Source organism: Pseudomonas sp. efr-133-TYG-23 (assembly GCF_030209215.1).
Lineage (GTDB): Bacteria > Pseudomonadota > Gammaproteobacteria > Pseudomonadales > Pseudomonadaceae > Aquipseudomonas > Aquipseudomonas rhodesiae.
Genome location: NZ_JARVSL010000023.1, coordinates 21,522 through 42,387, shown reverse-complemented (window position 1 = coordinate 42,387; position 20,866 = coordinate 21,522). Strand labels below are relative to the sequence as shown.

The 20,866-nt window shown below is 59.1% G+C and carries 22 protein-coding genes; 17 read left to right on the top strand and 5 right to left on the bottom strand.

What is annotated here, in order from left to right; all coding sequences use genetic code 11:
• Nucleotides 1-58 precede the first annotated feature (58 nt).
• The 6 genes from QRN41_RS16910 to QRN41_RS16885 all read left to right on the top strand — a co-directional run bounded on the left by QRN41_RS16910 (nucleotide 59) and on the right by QRN41_RS16885 (nucleotide 3,606).
• Nucleotides 59-229, top strand: coding sequence for a YhfG family protein (locus QRN41_RS16910; RefSeq protein ID WP_080761377.1), 171 nt, complete (start codon nucleotides 59-61; stop codon nucleotides 227-229).
• A complete protein-coding gene (locus tag QRN41_RS16905; protein ID WP_034136490.1) occupies nucleotides 229-828 on the top strand; it encodes a putative adenosine monophosphate-protein transferase Fic in 600 nt (199 codons plus the stop codon). Before QRN41_RS16910 ends, QRN41_RS16905 begins: the two co-directional genes overlap by 1 nt.
• Nucleotides 829-1,033: 205 nt before the next feature.
• Complete coding sequence (locus tag QRN41_RS16900; protein WP_094066169.1) at nucleotides 1,034-1,504, top strand: hypothetical protein; 471 nt, start codon at nucleotides 1,034-1,036, stop codon at nucleotides 1,502-1,504.
• Nucleotides 1,505-1,781: 277 nt separating this feature from the next.
• A complete protein-coding gene (locus QRN41_RS16895; RefSeq protein ID WP_285421860.1) occupies nucleotides 1,782-2,138 on the top strand; it encodes a DUF1493 family protein in 357 nt (118 codons plus the stop codon).
• A 348-nt stretch (nucleotides 2,139-2,486) separates the two neighbouring features.
• Nucleotides 2,487-2,969, top strand: a complete 483-nt coding sequence (locus QRN41_RS16890; RefSeq protein WP_285421859.1) for a hypothetical protein — start codon at nucleotides 2,487-2,489, stop codon at nucleotides 2,967-2,969.
• Nucleotides 2,970-2,973: 4 nt separating this feature from the next.
• Nucleotides 2,974-3,606, top strand: coding sequence for a DUF1493 family protein (locus QRN41_RS16885; RefSeq protein ID WP_244192332.1), 633 nt, complete (start codon nucleotides 2,974-2,976; stop codon nucleotides 3,604-3,606).
• Between the two features lie 99 nt (nucleotides 3,607-3,705).
• Here the strand turns inward: QRN41_RS16885 and QRN41_RS16880 are convergent, their stop codons facing one another.
• Together QRN41_RS16880 and hslO are read right to left on the bottom strand one after the other, a co-directional pair.
• Nucleotides 3,706-5,247, bottom strand: coding sequence for a phosphoenolpyruvate carboxykinase (locus QRN41_RS16880; RefSeq protein WP_034095362.1), 1,542 nt, complete (start codon nucleotides 5,245-5,247; stop codon nucleotides 3,706-3,708).
• A gap of 179 nt (nucleotides 5,248-5,426) precedes the next feature.
• Nucleotides 5,427-6,329, bottom strand: a complete 903-nt coding sequence (gene hslO / locus QRN41_RS16875) for an Hsp33 family molecular chaperone HslO (protein WP_285421858.1) — start codon at nucleotides 6,327-6,329, stop codon at nucleotides 5,427-5,429.
• A 103-nt stretch (nucleotides 6,330-6,432) separates the two neighbouring features.
• Here hslO and QRN41_RS16870 point away from each other — a divergent pair, with 103 nt between their 5' ends.
• Complete coding sequence (locus tag QRN41_RS16870; protein WP_034136488.1) at nucleotides 6,433-7,236, top strand: phosphatase PAP2 family protein; 804 nt, start codon at nucleotides 6,433-6,435, stop codon at nucleotides 7,234-7,236.
• Nucleotides 7,237-7,279: 43 nt separating this feature from the next.
• On the opposite strand, the gene QRN41_RS16865 is transcribed toward QRN41_RS16870, so the two are convergent.
• Nucleotides 7,280-7,687 (bottom strand): RNA-binding S4 domain-containing protein, encoded by a 408-nt coding sequence (locus tag QRN41_RS16865; protein WP_034095359.1) that lies wholly within the window; start codon nucleotides 7,685-7,687, stop codon nucleotides 7,280-7,282.
• Between the two features lie 116 nt (nucleotides 7,688-7,803).
• On the opposite strand from QRN41_RS16865, the gene rimA reads away from it, so the two are divergent.
• The 3 genes from rimA to rimK are packed head-to-tail and all read left to right on the top strand — an operon-like array spanning nucleotide 7,804 to nucleotide 9,981.
• Complete coding sequence (gene rimA, locus QRN41_RS16860) at nucleotides 7,804-8,583, top strand: S6 modification regulatory phosphodiesterase RimA (RefSeq protein WP_040265300.1); 780 nt, start codon at nucleotides 7,804-7,806, stop codon at nucleotides 8,581-8,583.
• Nucleotides 8,584-8,596: 13 nt separating this feature from the next.
• On the top strand, nucleotides 8,597-9,079 hold the full coding sequence (rimB, locus tag QRN41_RS16855) for a retropepsin-like aspartic endopeptidase RimB (RefSeq protein WP_005783815.1): 483 nt from the start codon (nucleotides 8,597-8,599) through the stop codon (nucleotides 9,077-9,079).
• Nucleotides 9,076-9,981, top strand: coding sequence for a 30S ribosomal protein S6--L-glutamate ligase (gene rimK, locus QRN41_RS16850; protein ID WP_034095357.1), 906 nt, complete (start codon nucleotides 9,076-9,078; stop codon nucleotides 9,979-9,981). Before rimB ends, rimK begins: the two co-directional genes overlap by 4 nt.
• 99 nt (nucleotides 9,982-10,080) lie before the next feature.
• On the opposite strand, the gene QRN41_RS16845 is transcribed toward rimK, so the two are convergent.
• Together QRN41_RS16845 and ompR are read right to left on the bottom strand one after the other, a co-directional pair.
• Nucleotides 10,081-11,394 (bottom strand): ATP-binding protein, encoded by a 1,314-nt coding sequence (locus tag QRN41_RS16845; protein WP_034095356.1) that lies wholly within the window; start codon nucleotides 11,392-11,394, stop codon nucleotides 10,081-10,083.
• Between the two features lie 117 nt (nucleotides 11,395-11,511).
• The gene (gene ompR / locus QRN41_RS16840; protein ID WP_003187669.1) at nucleotides 11,512-12,252 is read right to left on the bottom strand and encodes an osmolarity response regulator transcription factor OmpR; all 741 of its coding nucleotides are present in this window, start codon (nucleotides 12,250-12,252) and stop codon (nucleotides 11,512-11,514) included.
• A 357-nt stretch (nucleotides 12,253-12,609) separates the two neighbouring features.
• Between ompR and QRN41_RS16835 the strand changes: the two genes are divergently transcribed.
• From QRN41_RS16835 to tauD, 7 genes are all read left to right on the top strand, one after another.
• Complete coding sequence (locus QRN41_RS16835; RefSeq protein ID WP_285421857.1) at nucleotides 12,610-14,934, top strand: Tex family protein; 2,325 nt, start codon at nucleotides 12,610-12,612, stop codon at nucleotides 14,932-14,934.
• On the top strand, nucleotides 14,934-15,317 hold the full coding sequence (locus tag QRN41_RS16830; RefSeq protein WP_034095353.1) for a PaaI family thioesterase: 384 nt from the start codon (nucleotides 14,934-14,936) through the stop codon (nucleotides 15,315-15,317). Before QRN41_RS16835 ends, QRN41_RS16830 begins: the two co-directional genes overlap by 1 nt.
• A 214-nt stretch (nucleotides 15,318-15,531) precedes the next feature.
• Nucleotides 15,532-17,115: a glutamate--cysteine ligase gene (gene gshA, locus QRN41_RS16825; RefSeq protein WP_034095352.1), complete on the top strand. Its 1,584-nt coding sequence runs from the start codon at nucleotides 15,532-15,534 to the stop codon at nucleotides 17,113-17,115.
• A 243-nt stretch (nucleotides 17,116-17,358) separates the two neighbouring features.
• A complete protein-coding gene (tauA, locus tag QRN41_RS16820; protein ID WP_167418167.1) occupies nucleotides 17,359-18,336 on the top strand; it encodes a taurine ABC transporter substrate-binding protein in 978 nt (325 codons plus the stop codon).
• A 17-nt stretch (nucleotides 18,337-18,353) separates the two neighbouring features.
• On the top strand, nucleotides 18,354-19,133 hold the full coding sequence (gene tauB, locus QRN41_RS16815) for a taurine ABC transporter ATP-binding subunit (protein ID WP_285421856.1): 780 nt from the start codon (nucleotides 18,354-18,356) through the stop codon (nucleotides 19,131-19,133).
• Nucleotides 19,130-19,966, top strand: a complete 837-nt coding sequence (gene tauC, locus QRN41_RS16810; protein WP_167418168.1) for a taurine ABC transporter permease TauC — start codon at nucleotides 19,130-19,132, stop codon at nucleotides 19,964-19,966. Before tauB ends, tauC begins: the two co-directional genes overlap by 4 nt.
• Before the next feature lie 13 nt (nucleotides 19,967-19,979).
• The gene (gene tauD, locus QRN41_RS16805; protein ID WP_167418169.1) at nucleotides 19,980-20,816 is read left to right on the top strand and encodes a taurine dioxygenase; all 837 of its coding nucleotides are present in this window, start codon (nucleotides 19,980-19,982) and stop codon (nucleotides 20,814-20,816) included.
• Nucleotides 20,817-20,866: the final 50 nt, after the last annotated feature.

Here is a 20,866-nt window from a genome sequence, read left to right as displayed (position 1 = left end):
GCCTTCCCGCTGACGCATTGCGCTACAATCAAGCCTTGCCACCCAGGAGGACGCTGCGATGAGCGAACTGACCTTTGAGCAGAAACAGGATCACTACCATAAGATCCGCCGTTCCAATTACCTGGCCAGCCTGCGCCTGGAAGGGTTCGAGACCCAACCGGCCGACGTCGACAAACCCCTGCCGACCCGCGAAGCCGTGCTTGCCAAGTACCGCAACACTCCACGCTGATGCTCGACAAATACGGGGTAGGCCAGGACCCGTACTGCTACCCCGGTAGCAGCGTCCTGCGCAATCGCCTCGATTTGCACGATGAACATAAACTGCACCAAGCCGAGCGGGAATTATCCGAAATTGCCGTGAGCAACCTTCCGCTCTTCCCTCCCCCCTACGACCTCGAACGCCTGCAATACCTCCACCGCACGCTGTTCAGCGACATTTACGACTGGGCCGGCGAACTGCGCAGCGTCAACATCCAGAAAGGCGACACCCTGTTCTGCACCCCGGAACGCATCCAGCCGGAAGCGGCAAAGATCATTCGGCATATGGAAGAGGCAAACTGGTTCGTCGGCACAAGCCAAGCCGAACTGGTGACACAAATCGCCGAAGCTTATGGCGACCTCAACGTCATCCATCCTTTCCGCGAAGGCAACGGCCGGGCGCAGCGAATTTTGTTCGAACAGATCATCGTAAATGCGGGGTTTTCGGTGAATTGGTGGCTGGTGAAACAGGCAGCATGGATACCGGCGAATATTGATGCCGTGGCGTGTGACTATCGGGGCTTGGAGGCGATCTTTGAGCGGTGTATCAGTAGACCTGTAGATCAGTGATTGTGGCCAAGCCCGGCTTCCACATTTGACCAGTTCTATCCGGTGCGTCGCTGCCTAGCCACGAATGCCGGAAACAGTTGTAGGAAATCACCAAACGCCACGACATCCCCTTCCCAAACTGCTCCAAACGCCCGCTTACCCCTCTATAGAAGCTAGCCGTAACTGCATGAAAATAACGCGGTCTCTACTTTCTCGGCAGAACCCCGTGAACATCGAAAGGACTCAACACATCGGCCACTATGGCGTCACGTTCACAGTGATGCGCTTCACTGTTGTGCCTGAAAATCGGAATGCTTTAGCCAATCTATGTGTGCGCGAAGCAAAAACGCGAGCACGGCAAGTGCGTGATCAGATAGGCAGGTTGTACGAAAAAATGCTGGCCAGAGACTTGCCATGCGATATGGCGGTGGCGGTTTCCTTTCCGTTAAGTCGGAGTCAGGCCGATCGGCTAAACGACCAAAACGTGCTCATCAAACAAATATTCTCCAGTGCGGTGAAAGCGCCGGGGGTTGCGGTTTCAACAGTCGCTGCGGGCTTCGTTGGCGATTCGATTTCCGGCAAGCTTCGCAGATATCACGCAGGAGACATCATCATCGGTCTGGATGCCAGTGTGAAAGGAGGCATAGGGCCTCAGCGGTCAATACTTTCAATGCATGTCTACTCGGACGAGTCTTAGTAACATGGCCCTTTATCTTCAATTCGCTTCTTTTCTCATTATCTATTGGGTGCTGCACTATCACATAACAGACCCTCTGCTCAGAAAGCGCTTCGCTGTCACTTGCCTCATAACAGGCCTTATTTTGACGTTCCTCCTACCCTACGTAGCAGTGATCCTCAGAATGCCGTTCCTGCCTGTCTTTGTGTTCTTGGTGGGCTTAGCGCTCTTCATCACTCGAAACAAATACCGCCTACAACGCAACCATCCTCCTCACCCACTCTTGAGTGCGCCCATCATGAACCTCGCCCCCAACTTCCCCGAAGACGCCGTTATGCAGCAACTCTTGCAATTGCTGCACGAAGAAATCGGTCTGCCGAAACACAAGACCATCCGCCTGCAAACCTCACTTAATTTCGACTTGGGCTGTGACGGCAGTGAAGCCAAACAGCTTATGGAAGCACTGGAGCAGGAGTTTGCCCTCGACCTGGGCGACTACGACACTTATCGCTACTTCAACCCGCCGGTCTTTGACGTGTTCCTCAAACGTCGCAGCAAAGGGCATGGCGACAAGGTCCCGCTAACTATCGGTATGCTCTACCTGGCCATCAAAACCCACAGTTGGGACACGCAAACACTGGAAAATCTGAGCTGAGCGCAAAAACACTGAGCCTTTTCACAGGGGTATCTGCTTCAGCCTGACGCTACCCATTGCTGAGCGATGTATCAGCGCTACGTGGGAACGCTTTGAAATCCCAACGCTACACGCCACGCACAGCCACCCCTGCGATAGCGGAGCCTCGGCCAAGCCCGGCTTCCACATTTGACCAGTTCTACCCGGTGCGTCGCTGCCTAGCCACGAATGCCGGAAACAGTTGTAGGAAATCACCAAACGCCACGACATCCCCTTCCCAAACTGCTCCAAACGCCCGCTTACCCCTCTATAGAAGCTAGCCGTAACTGCATGAAAATAACGCGGTCTCTACTTTCTCGGCAGAACCCCGTGAACATCGAAAGGACTCAACACATCGGCCACTATGGCGTCACGTTCACAGTGATGCGCTTCACTGTTGTGCCTGAAAATCGGAATGCTTTGGGCAACCTATGCCTACTGGGAGCAGGAAACACCGCAAACGAGCTGAGGAGCCACATCAGGGATTTTTACGAAAAAATGCTTGCCCGCGACTTACCTTGCAAAATGAAGCTCGCGATTTCAAAGCCTCTGAATCGGCAACAGGCAGACGTGCTCAACACTCGAGCAGACATCATCTCAGGATTGATTGGAGGCGCTCTGGCTGCACCTATCAGCCTGGTATCTCGACCTATCGGAGGCATTGTTGGCGCGACCGCCACCCTGACAGTGAAAGGCATCATTCGCAGCTATCACGCCGGCGACGTAGTTATAGGCCTGGACGCGCAGGTCAGCGGCGGAATCAGCCCTCAGCGTTCACTGTCGGCTATGGTCCGACAGTTCCAGGGGGGCTGATACGATGAGCGATTACACCCAGTGGACCAATCTGCTGCTCCTGCTCATACTGGCCGCACTCGTCGACAGAACAATAAAGCTACCAGCACTCAGAAAGTGGTTTGGACTCTACCTTTTGGTAACTGGGCCAGCACTTCTTTTCTATGCCACCTCTTGGATCAGAGAGGCTCACTTAGAAAGCTTGCCAGTCGTGGCCTTTGTGATCGGTATCGGGTTATTGAGCACCCAAAATCTTTATTGCAAGGCAAAAACCAGCCATCACTTAACCACAGCCCCCACCATGAACCTCGCCCCCAACTTCCCCGAAGACCCCGTTATGCAGCAACTCTTGCAATTGCTGCACGAAGAAATCGGTCTGCCTAAACACAAGACCATCCGCCTGCAAACCTCACTTAATTTCGACTTGGGCTGTGACGGCAGTGAAGCCAAGCAGCTTATGGAAACACTGGAGCAGGAGTTTGCCCTCGACCTGGGCGACTACGACACTTATCGCTACTTCAACCCGCCGGTCTTTGACGTGTTCCTCAAACGTCGCAGCAAAGGGCATGGCGACAAGGTCCCGCTGACTATCGGTATGCTCTACCTGGCCATCAAAACCCACAGTTGGGACACGCAAACACTGGAAAATCTGAGCTGAGCGCAAAAATACTGAGCCTTCCCACATGGGTATCTTCGCCAGCCTGACGCCCATAAAAAAGCCGCCCACAAGGGGCGGCTTTTTCACAGTTTCCGAATTTTACAACTTCGGACCCGCAGCCTTGATCGCGTCGCTCACTTCAAACTTCTTGAAGTTCTCGATGAACAGACCAGCCAGCGCCTTCGCTGCTTCATCGTAAGCGGCTTTGTCAGCCCAGGTGTTACGTGGGTTCAACAGGCCGGTTTCAACGCCCGGTACGGCCAATGGCACGTCGAGGTTGATGGTGTCGAGATGTTCGGTTTCAGCACCGACCAACGCGCCGCTCTGGATCGCTGCGATCACGCCGCGAGTGGTCGGGATGTTGAAGCGCTTGCCGACGCCGTAGCCGCCGCCGGTCCAGCCGGTGTTGACCAGGTAGACCTTGGAGCCGAAACCGCGGATACGCTTGATCAACAGCTCTGCGTATTCGCCGGCCGGACGTGGGAAGAACGGCGCACCGAAGCAGGTGGAAAAGGTGGACTTGATGCCGCTGCCCGAACCCATTTCGGTGGAGCCCACCAGCGCGGTGTAGCCGGACAGGAAGTGATAGGCCGCTTGTTCTTCGCTGAGGATCGACACGGGCGGCAGTACGCCAGTCAGGTCGCAGGTCAGGAAGATCACCGCGTTAGGCTCGCCGCCCAGGTTCTTCTCGGAACGCTTGGCAACGTGCTCCAACGGGTAAGCAGCGCGGCTGTTCTGGGTCAGGCTCACGTTGGTGTAGTCGGCGTGCTTGGCATCGTCGATCACCACGTTTTCCAACACAGCACCGTGCTTGATAGCTTTCCAGATGACAGGCTCGTTCTTCTCGGACAGGTCGATGCACTTGGCATAGCAACCGCCTTCGATGTTGAACACTACACCCTCGCCCCAGCCGTGTTCGTCGTCACCGATCAGGTAACGGCTTTCGTCGGCGGACAGGGTGGTTTTGCCAGTGCCCGACAGGCCGAAGAACAGGGTCACGTCGCCTGCTTCGCCGATGTTGGCGGCGCAGTGCATCGGTAGTACATCGGCGGCCGGCAGCAGGAAGTTCTGCACCGAGAACATGGCTTTCTTCATTTCGCCGGCGTAACGCATGCCCGCGATCAGCACTTTTTTCTGGGCGAAGTTGAGGATCACGCAACCGTCGGAGTTAGTGCCGTCGCGCTCCGGCACGCACTCGAAGTTGGCCACGTTGAGCACTTGCCATTCGTCGCGACCCGCCGGGTTGTATTTCGCCGGGTTAATGAACAGGCAACGACCGAACAGATTCTGCCAAGCAGTCTGGGTGGTCATCTTCACCGGCAGGTAGTGAGCTTCGGAAGCACCTACATGAACGTGGGAAACGAAATGCTCTTGCGCGTTGTTGAACGCCTCGACGCGAGCCCACAGAGCGTCGAATTTGTCGGCTGGGAACTTGCGGTTGATCGGGCCCCAGGCGATGGCGTCCTGAGTGGAAGGCTCTTCAACGATGAAACGATCGACTGGCGAACGGCCGGTGCGGTGCCCGGTTTCTACGACCAGCGCACCAGTATCGGCAAGCACGCCTTCACCGCGCTTCAGGGCTTCTTTAACCAGATCGTCAACACTCAGATCGGTGTATACGGCGTTGTTGGCTTGCGTCATGAGGTTCCCCGTCGGCCTATGGCCGAGTGCTCCAAACGTTTTGTAGTAGAAAGTCGCGCACTACTACCGCGAAAAAAGTGGGCCGGATTATGCCAGAAAAGCCCAAAAAGAGTAGGGCCCTCCCGTCAGAACAGCGCTAATCCGGCGATTCACAGGTGATTTACCTGTACTTAAACGTTTTAGTGGCGGGTACCGGAAGGGGTGTCGACGCCTGCACCAGCAAACAATTGGGCGATATCGGCAGCATCGAACAGGTAGCGCTGGTTACAGAACTGGCAATCGATCTCGACCTTGCCGCCATGCTCCGCCGCAAGATTTTGCGCGTCGTGCAGGCCAAGGCTGACCAGCGCATTGCCCGAACGCTCGCGGGAGCAACTGCAATGGAAGCGCAGGCTTTGTGCATCGAACAACCGCACTTCCTCCTCATGGTAGAGGCGATGCAGGATGGTTTCGTTGTCCAGGCCCAGCAATTCTTCGGCTTTCAACGTGTCGGCCAGGGCGATGGTGTGGCGCCAGCTTTCCGCGCGTTCGTCTTCGTCCTTGATGCGATCGGCCGGCAGTTGCTGCAACAGCATGCCGCGGGCGCGCTTGCCGTCCGCGTTGAGCCAGAACTTGGTGCCCACTTGCTGCGACATCACGAAATAGTTAGTGAAGCATTCCGACAGGGTTTTACCGTGAAGGTCGACAATCCCCTGGTAACGCTGGCCTTCAGTCGGGTCGACGGTGAGCGCCAATACGCCGTTGGGCATCAGGTCGGACAAGCTCGCGTCCGGGGCGATCAGCTCGGCCTCGTAGCGGGCCAGACCACGAATATCGCGCTCGCTGGAACACTCGATCATCAGCAGCGGAATCGGGCCCTCGGAGCGGGCCTGCAGGATCAGCAAACCGTCGAATTTCATGGTACCCACCAGCAGCGCCGCCGCGGCCATCAGCTCGCCGAGCAATTGCGCGACCGGCTCTGGATAGGCGTGTTTGGCAAGGACTTCGGCATAGCTGAGTTCCAGCGACACCAGTTCGCCGCGAGCGTCGCTGTCGTCGAAGATGAAGCGTTGGGTGAAGTCGGTATGCGGCAAATCAGTCATAGGTCGGATATCTGAAGTGATGACAAAATGGTTACAAAGTTTATAAAATTAAACGCTTTGGCACCAAACTGGTGCGATTTTACAGAGCGAAGAGGGACAGTTTATGAACAATCCGGGTTTGTTCCAAGCCAGGTGGAACCTCGGGGGGTGGGCGCTCTGCAATCTACTCGCTATCGGGCTGCTGTGCTTTTGGCTATGGCCCACGGGGCAGATGCTGTGCGTAGTTTTCGACGAATGGCTATTTCATCTGCTCAATGACCCGCTGGCCACAAGTTCAGCCTGGCTGCATGTGTGGGCCGTGGCGAGTTTGCGACCGTTCGATGCGGTAGTCGGGGTGATTCTGCTGGCGCTGTTGATTCGCGGCGATTGGGTGTTCAAAGCAATGCAGGTTCGCCAGGCGTTTTTCGGGTTCTTCAGCATCCTGCTATTGCTGCTGTTTATTCGCATGCTGTTTTCCAAACTTGCAGCGCAGATGGGCTGGCAACACAGCAGCCCGTCGATGATGATCAGCGGCGCTATCCAGATGAGCGACTATTTCCCAGGGCTGGAAAAAACCTGGGAGTTGAAGGATCGCTCCAGCCAGAGCTTTCCCGGCGATCATGCGTCGGTGCTCTTGATCTGGGGGATGTTCATGAGCGTGTTTGCCAAGCGAATCGGCCAAGTATTGGTGATCTGGGGCCTGGCGCTGCTGTTCATGATGCCGCGCCTGGTCGCCGGTGCGCATTGGGGTCAGGACGATTACATCGGTGGAGTGTTACTGGCGCTGCTGGCCTTGGGTTGGGGTTATTACACGCCTTTTGCCGCGAAGGTTTCCGGTGTACTGCTGCGGGTAACGGCACCGATTTTCGGAGTATTTGGCAAACTGCCAGTGCTCGGTCGACTGAGCGTCATGCGCACCTTCTCTTAACACCGCGACGCGGCACACAGCGATGACAGCGTGATTGGCGCAATCAATCGTCATTGCCACTGCCGCGAAACTTGAACAAGTCGCGGCGTTGCTTCTTGCTCGGTTTACCGTCAGTGGTCAGGCCTGACGCCCCAGCCTTGCGCATCGCCGCCGCTTGTTCGCGCTTGGCGATGCTGGCTTGGGTTTCGACGTACAGCGTCTGGGCTTCAGGTGCACCGCGCCGCACGATCGACAATGCCTGGACCACGATGGTCTTTTCGTCAAACCCCGTACGAATCTCAAACTCATCGCCAACACGCGGCTCTTTACCCGGCTTGCAGCGTTCCCCTCGGTGATGCACTTTGCCGCTTTCAATCGCGGCCTTGGCCAAGGCGCGGGTTTTATAGAAGCGCGCAGCCCACAGCCACTTGTCCAAGCGGACCTTGTCTTCCTCTTCCTGCTTTTGAGCCACTTGAATTCCTCTCTCTGAAAAATGTCGCAACTTTACCGTTGAAACCCTTCGACGCATAAATCCCAAGGCTCACCTAAGATACGCCAGGTAGCACCCCGTTTTCGCGAGGATACGCCGTGACCGACTTTCCCCTTTCACTCACCTCGCCGGGTCAACGGTGCGTGGGCTGCCAGCAGAGCGAACCCTTAGGGTTCGATTTTGCGTTCGCCTACCAGCCAATCGTAGACCTTCGGGACCATTCGATTTTTGCCAATGAGGCGCTGGTGCGTGGCGTCAACGGAGAAGGAGCGCTCTCGGTGCTGCAACAGGTTAACGAAAGCAATCGTTACCGCTTCGACCAACGCTGCCGTACCCAGGCGATTGCCGGGGCCGCTGCGCTGGGGATGCAAACGCACCTGTCGATCAACTTCATGCCTAACGCCGTGTACCGTCCGGAGTTGTGTATCCGCAGCACACTCGAAGCGGCTCGCGCGCACAATTTCCCGCTGAACCAGCTGATTTTCGAGACGCTGGAAAGCGAGCATGTAGATAACTATCGCCATTTGACGAATATTCTGCGTGAATATCGGGAATTCGGCTTCAAGACCGCCATCGATGATTTCGGCGCGGGCTATTCGGGGCTGAACCTGCTGGCCGATTTCCAACCTGACTTGATCAAACTCGATATGGCGCTGATTCGCGATGTCGACAAGGATCGTGTTCGCCAGGTAATCGTCCGGGGGATTGTCACAATCTGTGAGCAGTTGGGGGTTACTGTCATCGCCGAAGGCATCGAAAGTGCTGGTGAGCGAGACTTCCTGTCCGACTGTGGAATATTTCTGATGCAGGGCTATTGGTTCGCCAGGCCCGCATTCAATGCTTTGGCCGAGATCCCCTCCCAGGCCTGGGCGAATTGACCGGTTAGCCATATTGAAGACATTTGATCATTTGACCGTTGTGGGTCTGCGTGAGTGGGTGGCCCTTCCCGACCTGGGAGTGGCAGGCCTGCGTGCGAAGATCGACACGGGGGCCAGCACCTCCAGCTTGCACGCCACTGACATCGAGCCGTTCGAACGCGACGGCGAAAAGTGGGTGCGCTTTACCGCGCATCTGGGCAGCGTGGTGCAACTTCGGCATCGTCGCTGCGAAGCGCCCCTGGTGACGATGAAAACCATCAAAAGCTCCAACGGCCATGCGCAGGTGCGCTATGTGATCAGCACCACGCTGGCATTGGGCGACCGGGTATGGCGGGTGGAATTCACCCTGGCCTGCCGCAAAGCCATGCGTTACCGCCTCTTGCTGGGTTCCAAGGCGCTGATTGACGGTCAATTGGTGGTCAATCCCGGCGTCAAGTACGTTCAAGACAAGCCGGTGTTCCCGGTCTCTACTATTTCTGCCCCAGGTGCTGCATGAAGATTGCTGTGCTGTCGCGAAACCCGCGTCTGTATTCCACCCGCCGCATGGTCGAAGCCGGCACCGAACGTGGCCATGAAATGGTGGTGATAGACACGTTGCGTGCCTATATGAACATTGCCAGCCACAAGCCGCAGATTCACTACCGTGGCAAGCCTCTGGAGGGTTTCGATGCGGTCATCCCACGCATCGGCGCGTCGGTGACCTTCTATGGCTGCGCGGTCTTGCGCCAGTTTGAAATGATGGGCGTATTTCCCCTGAATGAGTCGGTCGCCATTGCTCGATCACGGGACAAACTGCGTTCCCTACAGCTGTTGTCGCGCCGAGGCATCGGCTTGCCGGTCACCGGCTTTGCCCACTCCCCCGACGACATCCCGGACCTGATCGAAATGGTCAACGGCGCACCGCTGGTGATCAAGGTATTGGAAGGCACCCAAGGCATCGGCGTGGTGCTGTGTGAAACCGCCACCGCAGCCGAGTCGGTGATCGAAGCCTTCATGGGCCTCAAGCAGAACATCATGGTGCAGGAGTACATCAAGGAAGCCGGCGGTGCGGATATTCGCTGCTTCGTGGTGGGTGACAAAGTCATCGCGGCGATGAAACGCCAGGCCAAGCCGGGGGAATTCCGCTCCAACCTGCACCGTGGCGGCAGCGCCAGCTTGATCAAAATCACTCCGGAAGAACGCATGACCGCGCTACGAGCAGCCAAGGTGATGGGCCTGGCGGTGGCAGGCGTGGATATTTTGCGTTCCAACCATGGCCCGCTGGTGATGGAAGTGAACTCCTCACCCGGCCTGGAAGGGATCGAGACCACCACGGGCAAGGATGTGGCGGGGATCATCATTCAGCATCTGGAAAAGAATGGCGGGCCGAACATGACCAGGACCAAGGGCAAGGGTTAGGGACGCAGCTGTTTGCTTCAAGCTATAAGCTGCAAGAAAGGGCAAAAGCTGTCTGCCTTTTGCTTGCGGCTTTAAGCTTCGAAACTTGCCGCTGTTTTTTTATACCGCGTCTCTAGGCAACATCAGCCCAAGCGGCAACCGCACCCGCGCCTCCAGCCCGCCTCCCTCGCGATTGCGCAGCTCGACATTGCCGCCATGCATCGACGCAATCCGCCGCACAATCGCCAAGCCCAAGCCTGTCCCTTTGCCTCCGCGCGCACGATCACCTCGGGTAAAGGGGTTGAAGATGCCTTCCAGCTCCGCAGGATCAATGCCGGTGCCGCGGTCCATCACACTCAGCACCACATAAGGCGCAGCGCTATCGCCGGACACGTACGCCGCCACTTCCACATCCGTACCGGCGTGATGAAGGGCGTTGCCAATCAGGTTGTTCAACAGGCGCTTCATCGACACCCGCCGCAGCGCGAACGGCTGGATCGGTTCCAGGCGCATGCGTACCTGTTCGCCATTTTGGTTATAGGGGGCGACGACCTCACGCACCAGATCGGTGAGATCGACCTGTTCGACCACCTCATCGCGGCCGTCACGGATAAATGCCAGGAACTGATCGAGGATGGCGTCCATGTCCTCAATGTCCCGGATCATGTCATCCGTCAGGTCCGTATGGTTGCCCATCAACTCCAGGGAGAGGCGCAGGCGTGTCAAAGGTGTGCGCAGATCGTGGGACACCCCCGCCAACATCAACTCGCGTTCGCGACCGGCCTGTTCGACGTCTTCCGCCATCTGGTTGAAGGCGCCGTATACCTCCGTCATTTCGCTGGGTGTGTCACTCACCGGCAGTCGCACACTACGGCCCTGGCCCAACTGGCGGGCGGCGAACACCAGGCGCTTCAGCGGTTGGTTGAGCTGGCGCACGAAGATCCACGCGGACGCCGTCGAAAGCAAGCCGATGGCCAGGAACCAGCCCAATACGTTCCAGATTTTCTGCCCGCGCAATGGATGCGGATACAGCGGCACTTTCAGCCAATCCTCACCCAGGCTTGGCGCACGCACCCACAACGCCGGTGACACATGCATGCGCAGCCGCACTTCGGTGTCTTTGCCCAATTCGGCCTGCATCTGACGCTGGTAAATCTCGCTGTAGGGCCAATGCTGCTCGCCTTCCGGCACACCGGCGCCCGCCACACGTACCAGGGTGGCGGCCTTGGCGATTTTCTCGCGATTCTCGGGGTCAGCGGCCCAATAGGCACGCAGTGTAAGAGCAACGCCGTGGCTGTATTGCCGGTCCACCAGCACATCCTCGTTCATCAGCAGATAAACCAGCGTGAGTGCCTTGGAAAACAGAACGACGATCAGCACCAGCCAGAGGGTGCGGGAGAAGAAACTTTGCGGGAACCACAACGGGGTTTTCATAGAGGACAGCTGGACACCTTGCAAGAATGAGCGGCGCTCGCAGAATTGCAGACGCCGAGCATCCCGTCGACCTTTACGGGGTCAAATGCCGGGATGCCCACCTCTGCAAATCATCGGTCACTTGGTAGCGGTGCCATCCGGCACGAACACGTAACCCACGCCCCACACTGTCTGGATATAGCGCGGCTTGGACGGGTCCGGTTCGATCATCCGGCGCAAACGGGAGATCTGCACATCGATGGAACGCTCCAAGGCATCCCACTCGCGACCACGGGCCAGGTTCATCAACTTGTCACGGGTAAGCGGCTGGCGGGCGTTCATCACCAGCGCCTTGAGCACGGCAAATTCGCCGGTGGTCAGCATGTGCACTTCTTCACCGCGCTTGAGTTCGCGGGTCGCCAGCGACAGTTCGTAATCGCCAAAGGTCACGCTTTCATCTTCGCTGCCCGGAGCACCCGGCACCGCTGGCGCCTGGCGACGCAGTACAGCTTTGACACGCGCCATCAACTCGTCAGGGTTGAAAGGCTTGGCCAGGTAGTCATCGGCGCCCAGTTCGAGGCCCTTGATGCGGCTCAGCTCATCGCCCTTGGCGGTGAGCATGATGATTGGAATCTGGTTATTGGCGCCGCGCAGACGCTTGCACGCAGTCAAGCCATCTTCGCCGGGAAGCATCAGATCGAGCACGACAAGGTTGAAGACTTCGCGCCCCAGAAGGCGGTCCATTTGCTCGGTGTTCGGTACCGCGCGGGCACGATAGCCCTTGGAGTTGAAGAAACGCTCCAGCAGGCTGCTCAGCCCTGGATCGTCATCAACGATGAGAATTTTTTCGCCTTCAGCAGTTTGTGCAGTGCTGCTCATTGGATGCTCCTCTTATCTCGGCGCGCATTATGGCGTAGCTGCCGTTATACGCACCGTGTGCATTGTTAGCAGATTTTTCCTCTACTGCCAGCGAACCCGCGCCCTACACCCCTCCGGCACAGTACCCCCCAAGAGCAGAACGCTGGTTATAATGCCGCGCCGTCGTGCAGGGCAACGTCAGATCGTTACCGTTTACTGCCGGGCTTTTTTCACCCGCTTGTCGCGATTTTTTCGATTTCGAGGGTCAATAGGCTGCCTCTTGACCCAGGCAGCGGCGCCGGTCGGGCCGCTCAACCAGCCTCGCAACGCCTTGTTTACCGGGCTCCCGAGCTGCTTTTCAGAATTTCAGGTGGTTTTATGGACAGCATCAACAGCCGCATTGCCGAGGAACTCGGTGTACGCCCACAACAGGTCGAAGCGGCCGTCGCTCTACTGGATGAAGGCTCCACGGTGCCCTTCATCGCCCGTTACCGTAAAGAAGTGACCGGCAGCCTCGACGATACCCAGTTGCGGCATCTGGAAGAGCGCCTGCGCTACCTGCGAGAACTCGACGAACGGCGCATCAGCATCCTCGCCAGCATCGAGGAACAAGGCAAGCTGACCCCGCAACTGGAGCGCGACATCAAGCTCGCGGACACCAAGACCCGCCTCGAAGACCTTTACCTGCCCTACAAGCAAAAGCGCCGCACCAAGGGCCAGATCGCCCTGGAAGCCGGCCTCGGCGAATTGGCCGATGGGTTGTTCAACAACCCGTCTCTGACTCCAGAAACCGAAGCCGCGCGCTTTGTCGATGCCGCAAAAGGCGTCGCCGACACCAAGGCGGCGCTGGAAGGCGCCAAGTATATCTTGATGGAGCGCTTCGCCGAAGACGCCAGCCTGCTGGAAAAACTGCGTAACTACTTGAAGCAAGAAGCCATCCTCAGCGCTCGCGTAATCGCCGGCAAGGAGGAAGAAGGCGCCAAGTTCCGTGACTATTTCGAACACGACGAACCGCTCAAGAGCATGCCTTCCCACCGTGCCCTCGCCATTTTCCGTGGCCGCAACGAAGGTATTCTCAGCTCCGCGCTGAAAGTCGGCGACGAACTGCCGGGCACCATGCACCCGTGCGAAGGGATGATCGGTCAACAATTCGGCATCCAGAATCAGAACCGTCCTGCGGACAAGTGGCTCAGTGAAGTCGTGCGCTGGACCTGGAAGGTCAAGCTCTACACCCACCTGGAAACCGACCTGCTCGGCGAACTGCGCGACGGCGCCGAGACCGAAGCGATCAACGTGTTCGCCCACAACCTGCACGACCTGCTGCTGGCCGCCCCGGCCGGCCCGCGCGCTACCCTGGGGCTCGATCCGGGCCTGCGCACCGGTTGCAAGGTCGCGGTGGTGGACGCCACCGGCAAACTGCTGGACCACGCGACCGTGTATCCGCATGTGCCGCATAACAAATGGGACCAGACGCTCGCGATCCTCGCCGCCCTGTGCGCCAAGCACTCGGTAGACCTGATTGCCATCGGCAACGGCACCGCGAGCCGTGAAACCGACAAACTGGCCGCCGAACTGATCAAAAAATACCCAGCCATGAAGATGACCAAGGTCATGGTGTCCGAAGCGGGTGCGTCGGTGTACTCGGCGTCGGAGCTGGCCTCCAAGGAATTCCCGGACCTGGACGTGTCGATCCGTGGCGCGGTGTCCATTGCCCGTCGCCTGCAGGACCCGCTGGCCGAACTGGTGAAGATCGACCCTAAATCCATCGGCGTCGGCCAGTACCAGCACGATGTGTCGCAGTTGAAGCTGGCACGCGGCCTGGACGCGGTCGTCGAAGACTGCGTGAACGCCGTGGGCGTGGACGTCAACACCGCCTCGGTGGCGCTGCTGGCGCGGATTTCCGGCCTCAATGCCACCCTGGCACAGAACATCGTCAACCACCGCGATGAAAATGGCGCCTTTAAAACCCGCGCCGCGCTGAAAAAAGTCGCGCGCCTGGGCGAAAAAACCTTCGAGCAGGCTGCCGGTTTCCTGCGCGTCATGAACGGCGACAACCCACTGGACGCCTCGGCGGTCCACCCGGAAGCCTACCCGCTGGTGCAGCGCATTGCCGCCGAGACCGACCGCGACATCCGCTCGCTGATCGGCGACGCCGCGTTCCTCAAGCGCCTGGACCCGAAGAAGTACACCGACGAAACCTTCGGCGTGCCGACTATCACCGACATCCTGCAAGAACTGGAAAAACCGGGCCGCGACCCACGCCCCGAGTTCAAGACCGCCGAGTTCCAGGACGGTGTCGAAGACCTCAAGGACCTGCAACTGGGCATGATCCTCGAAGGTGTGGTGACCAACGTGACCAACTTCGGCGCCTTTGTGGATATCGGCGTGCATCAGGACGGTTTGGTGCATATCTCCGCGCTTTCGGAGAAATTCATCAAGGACCCGCGCGAAGCGGTCAAGGCCGGTGACGTGGTCAAGGTCAAGGTCATGGAAGTGGATATCCCGCGCAAACGCGTTGGCCTGTCGATGCGTATGAGCGACACCCCCGGAGAAAAAATCGATGGCGCGCGGGGCGCTCGTCCTGGCTCGGCGCCGCGTCAGTCGCAGAACAGCGCACCGCGCAAGGAAACCACCACCGCGGCGCCTAGCAACAACGCGATGGCCTCGCTGTTCGCCAATGCCAAACAGTTGAAGAAACGTTGATGGAGATCCCGGCCGGCTTGACCCAGAGCGCGTTCAGCGAACTGATCGGCTGCCGCCTGCAACGCCTGGAGCAGGGCGTTGCCGAGGTGGCCCTGAGCCTGGAGCCGCATCTGCGTAACCGCGCGGGCAAGCTGCATGGCGGGGCGATTTTCAGTCTGGTGGACATCACCATGGGACTGGCTTGCTCCAGTTCCCATGGTTTCGACCAGCAGAGCGCGACCATCGAATGCAAGATCAATTACATCCGCGCCGTGGAAGACGGTGAGGTGCTGTGCACCAGCCGCATCGTTCACGCCGGCCGACGCACGTTGGTGGTCGAGGCGGATGTGTACCAAGGCGAAAGACTTGTCGCAAAAGCACAGGGCACGTTCGCTGTCCTATAGCTCCCCACCCTCGATTTGAGTTAATTTCGGCGCTGCTGAAACAGCGTCGGAATTTTCTCGCTGTGCTATAGCCCAATTCATGGAATGAAGTAGGCTTTTTCAAAGCGGGTCAACTTGACTCAAAACCAGGCGATCACGCCAGTTTTAACTTCACCCTTGTAGACCGTCCTGCCCACCCCCATATTGGGGCGACTGACGCGTGAAGGAATCCAACTTGAGCGAACTTCTCAACCGCCGCCTGGCCCTGCTCGGCAAGCGCGAACACCTCTCCCTGCTAGAGCAGTGCCTGCACGGCATCGAGCGCGAATGCCTACGTGTCACGGGTGAAGGTCGCCTGGCGCAGACGCCGCACCCCGAAGCCCTGGGCGCTGCGTTGACCCACGAACAGATCACCACTGACTACTCGGAATCGCTGCTGGAGTTCATCACCCCAGCCCTGCCCAACCCGGCCGATACCCTGAGCAGCCTGGAAAAAATCCATCGGTTCGCCTACACCAAGCTGGGCAGCGAATACCTGTGGAGTCCTTCGATGCCGTGCCCATTGCCGGCCGAAGAAGATATTCCGATTGCCTACTACGGCACCTCCAATATCGGACAACTCAAGTATGTGTATCGCAAGGGTCTGGCCCTGCGTTACGGCAAGACCATGCAGTGCATCGCCGGCATCCACTACAACTTCTCGCTGCCGGAAAAATTGTGGCCGCTGCTCAAGCAAGACGAGGGCTATGTCGGCACTGATCGCGACTTCCAGTCCGACGCGTATATCGCGCTGATCCGCAATTTCCGCCGCTACAGCTGGCTGCTGATGTACCTGTTCGGTGCTTCGCCGGCCCTGGATGCCGGGTTCCTGCGCGGACGTTCGCACCAGTTGGAAGTACTCGACGCCGACACCCTGTATCTGCCTTACGCCACCAGCCTGCGCATGAGTGACCTGGGTTACCAGAGTAACGCCCAGGCCGGCCTGACGCCCTGCTACAACGACCTGGCAAGCTACACCGACAGCCTGCGCAAAGCGGTGGCAACGCCCTACGCGCCGTACGTCGAAATCGGCACGCACAAGGACGGTGAGTGGGTGCAACTCAACACCAACATCCTGCAGATCGAAAACGAGTACTACTCCAACATCCGCCCCAAGCGCGTGACTTACACCGGCGAACGGCCGATCCAGGCGCTGATGGCGCGGGGTATCCAGTACATTGAAGTGCGTTGCCTGGATATAAACCCGTTCCTGCCGATGGGCATCGACCTGCCGGAGTCGCGCTTCCTTGACGCGTTCCTGCTGTACTGCGCCCTCAACGAGAGCCCGCTGTTCGCCAACAACGAGTGCAGCAACGCCACCTCCAACTTCCTCAGCGTGGTCAAAGAAGGCCGCCGTCCGGGCCTGCAATTGCAGCGTCAGGGCCAGGCCGTGGACATGAAGGAATGGGCTACCGAATTGTTAGAACAAATCGCGCCGCTGGCCGCCCTGCTCGATGAAAGCCACGGCATCACCGAACACAGTCACGCGTTGGACGCCCAACTGGCCAAGGTCAATGACCCGTCCCTGACACCGTCGGCCCAGGTGCTGGCGGCGATGGCCGAGCGCAAAGAGAGTTTCGCGCAGTTCTCGCTGCATCAGAGCGAAGTGCACGCCGAGTACTTCCGCCGCGAGCCGTTGCCGGCTGAAGAGCAGGCACGCTTTGAGGAGCTGGCGCGCACCTCGCTGGCGCAGCAGGCGGAATTGGAGCAGAACGAAGTGGGCGATTTCGATGTGTTTGTCGGCTCGTACCAGGCGAGTATTCTGGCTATCAGTAACTAAGACCGAACTCGGTCAATTGGGAGGGGGCTTGCCCCCGATTGTACTGGGCCAGTCAACCCACCAGTGGCTTCACTACCGCCATCGGGGGCAAGCCTCCTCCCACATTTGCCCCCAATCAAGCTCAAGGCTCGCTTCACCCTTACCCACATAAGCTAATTCGAAAAAGTTATTTATTTTTCGATTCTTAGATCATTTAGTCTCCTCTCACGCCGAGCCTCGGCCGCCTGATTGAGGAGATTCCCCTTGAAACTGCTTACCCCTCTGCGCCTGTTGGCCGCATTGTCCCTGGCCGGTGCCAGCCTGTTTGCCCAGGCGGCGGATGTAACCATTGCCTACCAGACCACCGTCGACCCGGCCAAAGTCGCGCAGGCCGACGGCGCTTACGAAAAAGCCACCAACGCCAAGATCGACTGGCGCAAATTCGATAACGGTGCGGACATCATCGCCGCCATTGCCTCCGGCGACGTGCAGATCGGTTACCTCGGTTCCAGCCCACTGACCGCCGCGATTACGCGCAAAGTGCCGGTGCAAACCTTTCTGGTCGCGACGCAGATCGGCGGCGCCGAGGCGCTGGTGGCGCGTGACGGTTCGGGGATCACCAGCCCGCAAGACCTGATCGGCAAGAAAGTCGCCGTACCGTTCGTGTCCACCGGCCACTACAGTCTCTTGGCCGCGCTGAAGCACTGGAATATTGACCCTTCCAAGGTGACCATCCTCAATCTCGCACCGCCGGCGATCATTGCTGCCTGGAAGCGCGGCGATATCGACGCCACCTACGTGTGGGACCCGGCACTGGGCGTAGCCAAGGAAAACGGCAAGGTGCTGATCACTTCCGGCGAACTGGCCAAATTCGGCGCACCGACTTTCGATGCCTGGATCGTGCGTAAGGATTTTGCCGAGAAGCATCCGGAAATCGTCAAGGCTTTCGCCAAGGTTACGCTGGATGCCTACGCGGACTATCGAAAAGACCCGCAAGCCTGGCTGGCCAACACAGGCAACGTCGACAAACTGGTCAAGCTCTCCGGCGCCAAGGCCAGTGATATCCCACAACTGCTGCAAGGCAACGTCTACCCGCTGGCCGCAGACCAAATCACCCTGCTCGGCGCGCCGACCACCCAGGCCGTAACCGACACCGCTGCATTCCTCAAGGAACAGGGCAAAGTCGACGCGGTACTGCCGGATTACGCCCCATACGTCAGCGCTCAGTTCATTACCCACTGATTCGGGAGTTTATCGCGATGGCCTTGCTACAACTGGAGCGCATCAGCGCACAGTACCCAGGCGCCCCGGCACCGGTGCTGGCGGATATCTCACTGGACCTGGGGCCCCAGCAATTGCTGGTAGCTCTCGGCCCGTCCGGCAGTGGCAAGACTTCACTGTTGAACCTGATCGCCGGCTTCGTCGAACCCAGCGCAGGACGTATCAGCCTCGACGGCGTGCCGGTCAAAGGCCCGAGCGCCGAGCGTGGCGTGGTGTTTCAAGACGATGCGCTGCTGCCCTGGCAGGACGTGCTGGCCAATGTTGGCTTCGGCTTGGAATTGGCCGGCGTGCCTAAAACACAGCGTGAAGCCCGCGCGCGGGAAATGCTGGCACTGGTGGACCTGGCCGGTTTCGACCACCGCCGCATCTGGCAACTGTCCGGTGGCCAGAAGCAACGTGTCGGCCTGGCCCGCGCATTGGCCGCCGACCCGCGCGTGTTGTTGATGGACGAGCCGTTCGGCGCCCTGGATGCCTTCACCCGCGAACAGATGCAGGAGCTGCTGCTGCAAGTCTGGCGGCGCACGGCCAAGCCGGTGTTTCTGATCACCCACGATATTGAAGAAGCGGTATTTCTCGCCACCGATCTGATTCCGCTGGCGCCCAATCCAGGCCAGATCGTCGAACGCCTGCGCCTGGATTTCGGCCAACGCTATGCCGCCGGCGAGTCGGCGCGAGCGATCAAGTCCGATCCGCGCTTTATCGAAACCCGCGAACATGTCTTGGGCAAGGTGTTCTCGCAACGGCAGGTGTCCCCATGAGCAGCTACGAACTTCCTGTCACCACCACCGAGCCGGCGGCACAAACGCCCGTTCCGGTCCGCCGCAGCCTGAGCACGCGCTGGATCAGCCTGTTGACCCTCACTACCTTGCTGATCGCTTGGTGGGCCGTGACTGCCACCGGTGTGATCGAGCCGCTGTTTCTGCCGCCGCCGGCCGCCGTGCTGCAAAAAGGCTGGTTGCTGGCGACCAGCGGTTATATGGATTCCACCTTATGGCAGCACCTGGCCGCCAGCCTCAGCCGCATCGGCCTGGGCCTGGGTTTTGCGGTGTTGACCGCCGTGCCGGTGGGGATCGCCATCGGAGCCAACCGCATCGCCCGTGGCATCTTCGACCCGTTGATCGAGTTTTATCGGCCTATTCCACCGCTGGCCTATCTGCCGTTGATCGTGATCTGGTGCGGCATCGGCGAGCTGTCCAAGGTGCTGCTGATCTACCTGGCGATCTTTGCACCCATCGCGATCGCCACCGCCACCGGTGTACGCACCGTCGACCCGGCCAAGCTGCGTGCGGCGCAGTCCCTGGGGGCAACGCGCGCGCAATTGATTCGTCATGTAGTTCTGCCAAGCGCCCTGCCCGACATTCTCACCGGTGTGCGCATCGGCCTGGGGGTGGGCTGGTCGACGCTGGTGGCCGCTGAACTGATCGCGGCCACCAGTGGGCTGGGGTTTATGGTGCAGTCGGCGGCGCAGTTTCTGGTGACCGATGTGGTGGTGCTGGGGATTTTGGTCATCGCCCTGATCGCCTTCGCCCTGGAAATGGGCCTGCGTGCCCTGCAGCGTAAATTAGTGCCCTGGCATGGCCAGGCACACTGACTGTGAGAATCCCATGAGCAACGTTACCGTGAGCCCCTTGAGCACCGCCCTGGGCGCCCAGATCAGTGGCGTCGATATCACCCGGCCGCTGTCCCCCGATCAGCGCGACGCCATTGAACAGGCGTTGCTTACCCACTCGGTGCTGTTCTTTCGCGACCAGCCGATCACCCCGCAACAGCAGGCACGATTCGCGGCGAATTTCGGTGACTTGCACATCCATCCGATCTACCCCAACGTGCCGGAACAACCCGAAGTATTGGTGCTCGACACCGCCGTCACCGACGTGCGCGACAATGCGGTGTGGCACACCGACGTGACGTTCCTGCCCACCCCGGCCCTCGGCGCGGTGCTCAGCGCCAAGCTGCTGCCGGCGTACGGTGGCGACACGCTGTGGGCCAGCGGGATCGCGGCGTATGAGGCGCTATCCGCGCCGATGAAACGGCTGCTGGACGGCTTGACCGCCACCCACGACTTCATCAAGTCCTTCCCTCTGGAGCGCTTCGGCAACAGCGCCGAAGCCCTGCAACGCTGGGAAGCTGCACGTCAAAAGAACCCGCCATTGTCCCATCCGGTGGTACGCACGCATCCGGTGAGTGGGCGCAAATCGCTGTTTGTCAGCGAAGGTTTCACCACCCGGATCAACGAGTTGGAAGCCGCCGAAAGCGAGGTGATTCTGAAGCTGTTGTTTGCCCACGCCACTCGGCCGGAATTTACCCTGCGCTGGCGCTGGCAAGCCCATGACGTGGCGTTCTGGGATAACCGTGTGACCCAGCACTACGCAGTGGATGACTACCGACCGCAACGGCGGGTGATGCACCGCGCGACGATTCTGGGAGATGTACCGTTCTGATTTCCGGCGCCCCCATGCAGTCCAGCTCATTACGCGCCGCCTCGCGTCGG

Coding starts and splice junctions, on each gene's coding strand:
- QRN41_RS16880 (WP_034095362.1), bottom strand. CDS start 5,247: ATGACGCAAGCCAACAACGCCGTATACACCGATCTGAGTGTTGACGAT.
- QRN41_RS16845 (WP_034095356.1), bottom strand. CDS start 11,394: ATGAAAACCCCGTTGTGGTTCCCGCAAAGTTTCTTCTCCCGCACCCTC.
- QRN41_RS16830 (WP_034095353.1), top strand. CDS start 14,934: ATGGAGATCCCGGCCGGCTTGACCCAGAGCGCGTTCAGCGAACTGATC.
- tauC (WP_167418168.1), top strand. CDS start 19,130: ATGAGCAGCTACGAACTTCCTGTCACCACCACCGAGCCGGCGGCACAA.
- QRN41_RS16910 (WP_080761377.1), top strand. CDS start 59: ATGAGCGAACTGACCTTTGAGCAGAAACAGGATCACTACCATAAGATC.
- ompR (WP_003187669.1), bottom strand. CDS start 12,252: ATGAGCAGCACTGCACAAACTGCTGAAGGCGAAAAAATTCTCATCGTT.
- rimK (WP_034095357.1), top strand. CDS start 9,076: ATGAAGATTGCTGTGCTGTCGCGAAACCCGCGTCTGTATTCCACCCGC.
- hslO (WP_285421858.1), bottom strand. CDS start 6,329: ATGACTGATTTGCCGCATACCGACTTCACCCAACGCTTCATCTTCGAC.
- QRN41_RS16885 (WP_244192332.1), top strand. CDS start 2,974: ATGAGCGATTACACCCAGTGGACCAATCTGCTGCTCCTGCTCATACTG.
- QRN41_RS16905 (WP_034136490.1), top strand. CDS start 229: ATGCTCGACAAATACGGGGTAGGCCAGGACCCGTACTGCTACCCCGGT.
- QRN41_RS16870 (WP_034136488.1), top strand. CDS start 6,433: ATGAACAATCCGGGTTTGTTCCAAGCCAGGTGGAACCTCGGGGGGTGG.
- QRN41_RS16835 (WP_285421857.1), top strand. CDS start 12,610: ATGGACAGCATCAACAGCCGCATTGCCGAGGAACTCGGTGTACGCCCA.
- tauB (WP_285421856.1), top strand. CDS start 18,354: ATGGCCTTGCTACAACTGGAGCGCATCAGCGCACAGTACCCAGGCGCC.
- QRN41_RS16895 (WP_285421860.1), top strand. CDS start 1,782: ATGAACCTCGCCCCCAACTTCCCCGAAGACGCCGTTATGCAGCAACTC.
- tauD (WP_167418169.1), top strand. CDS start 19,980: ATGAGCAACGTTACCGTGAGCCCCTTGAGCACCGCCCTGGGCGCCCAG.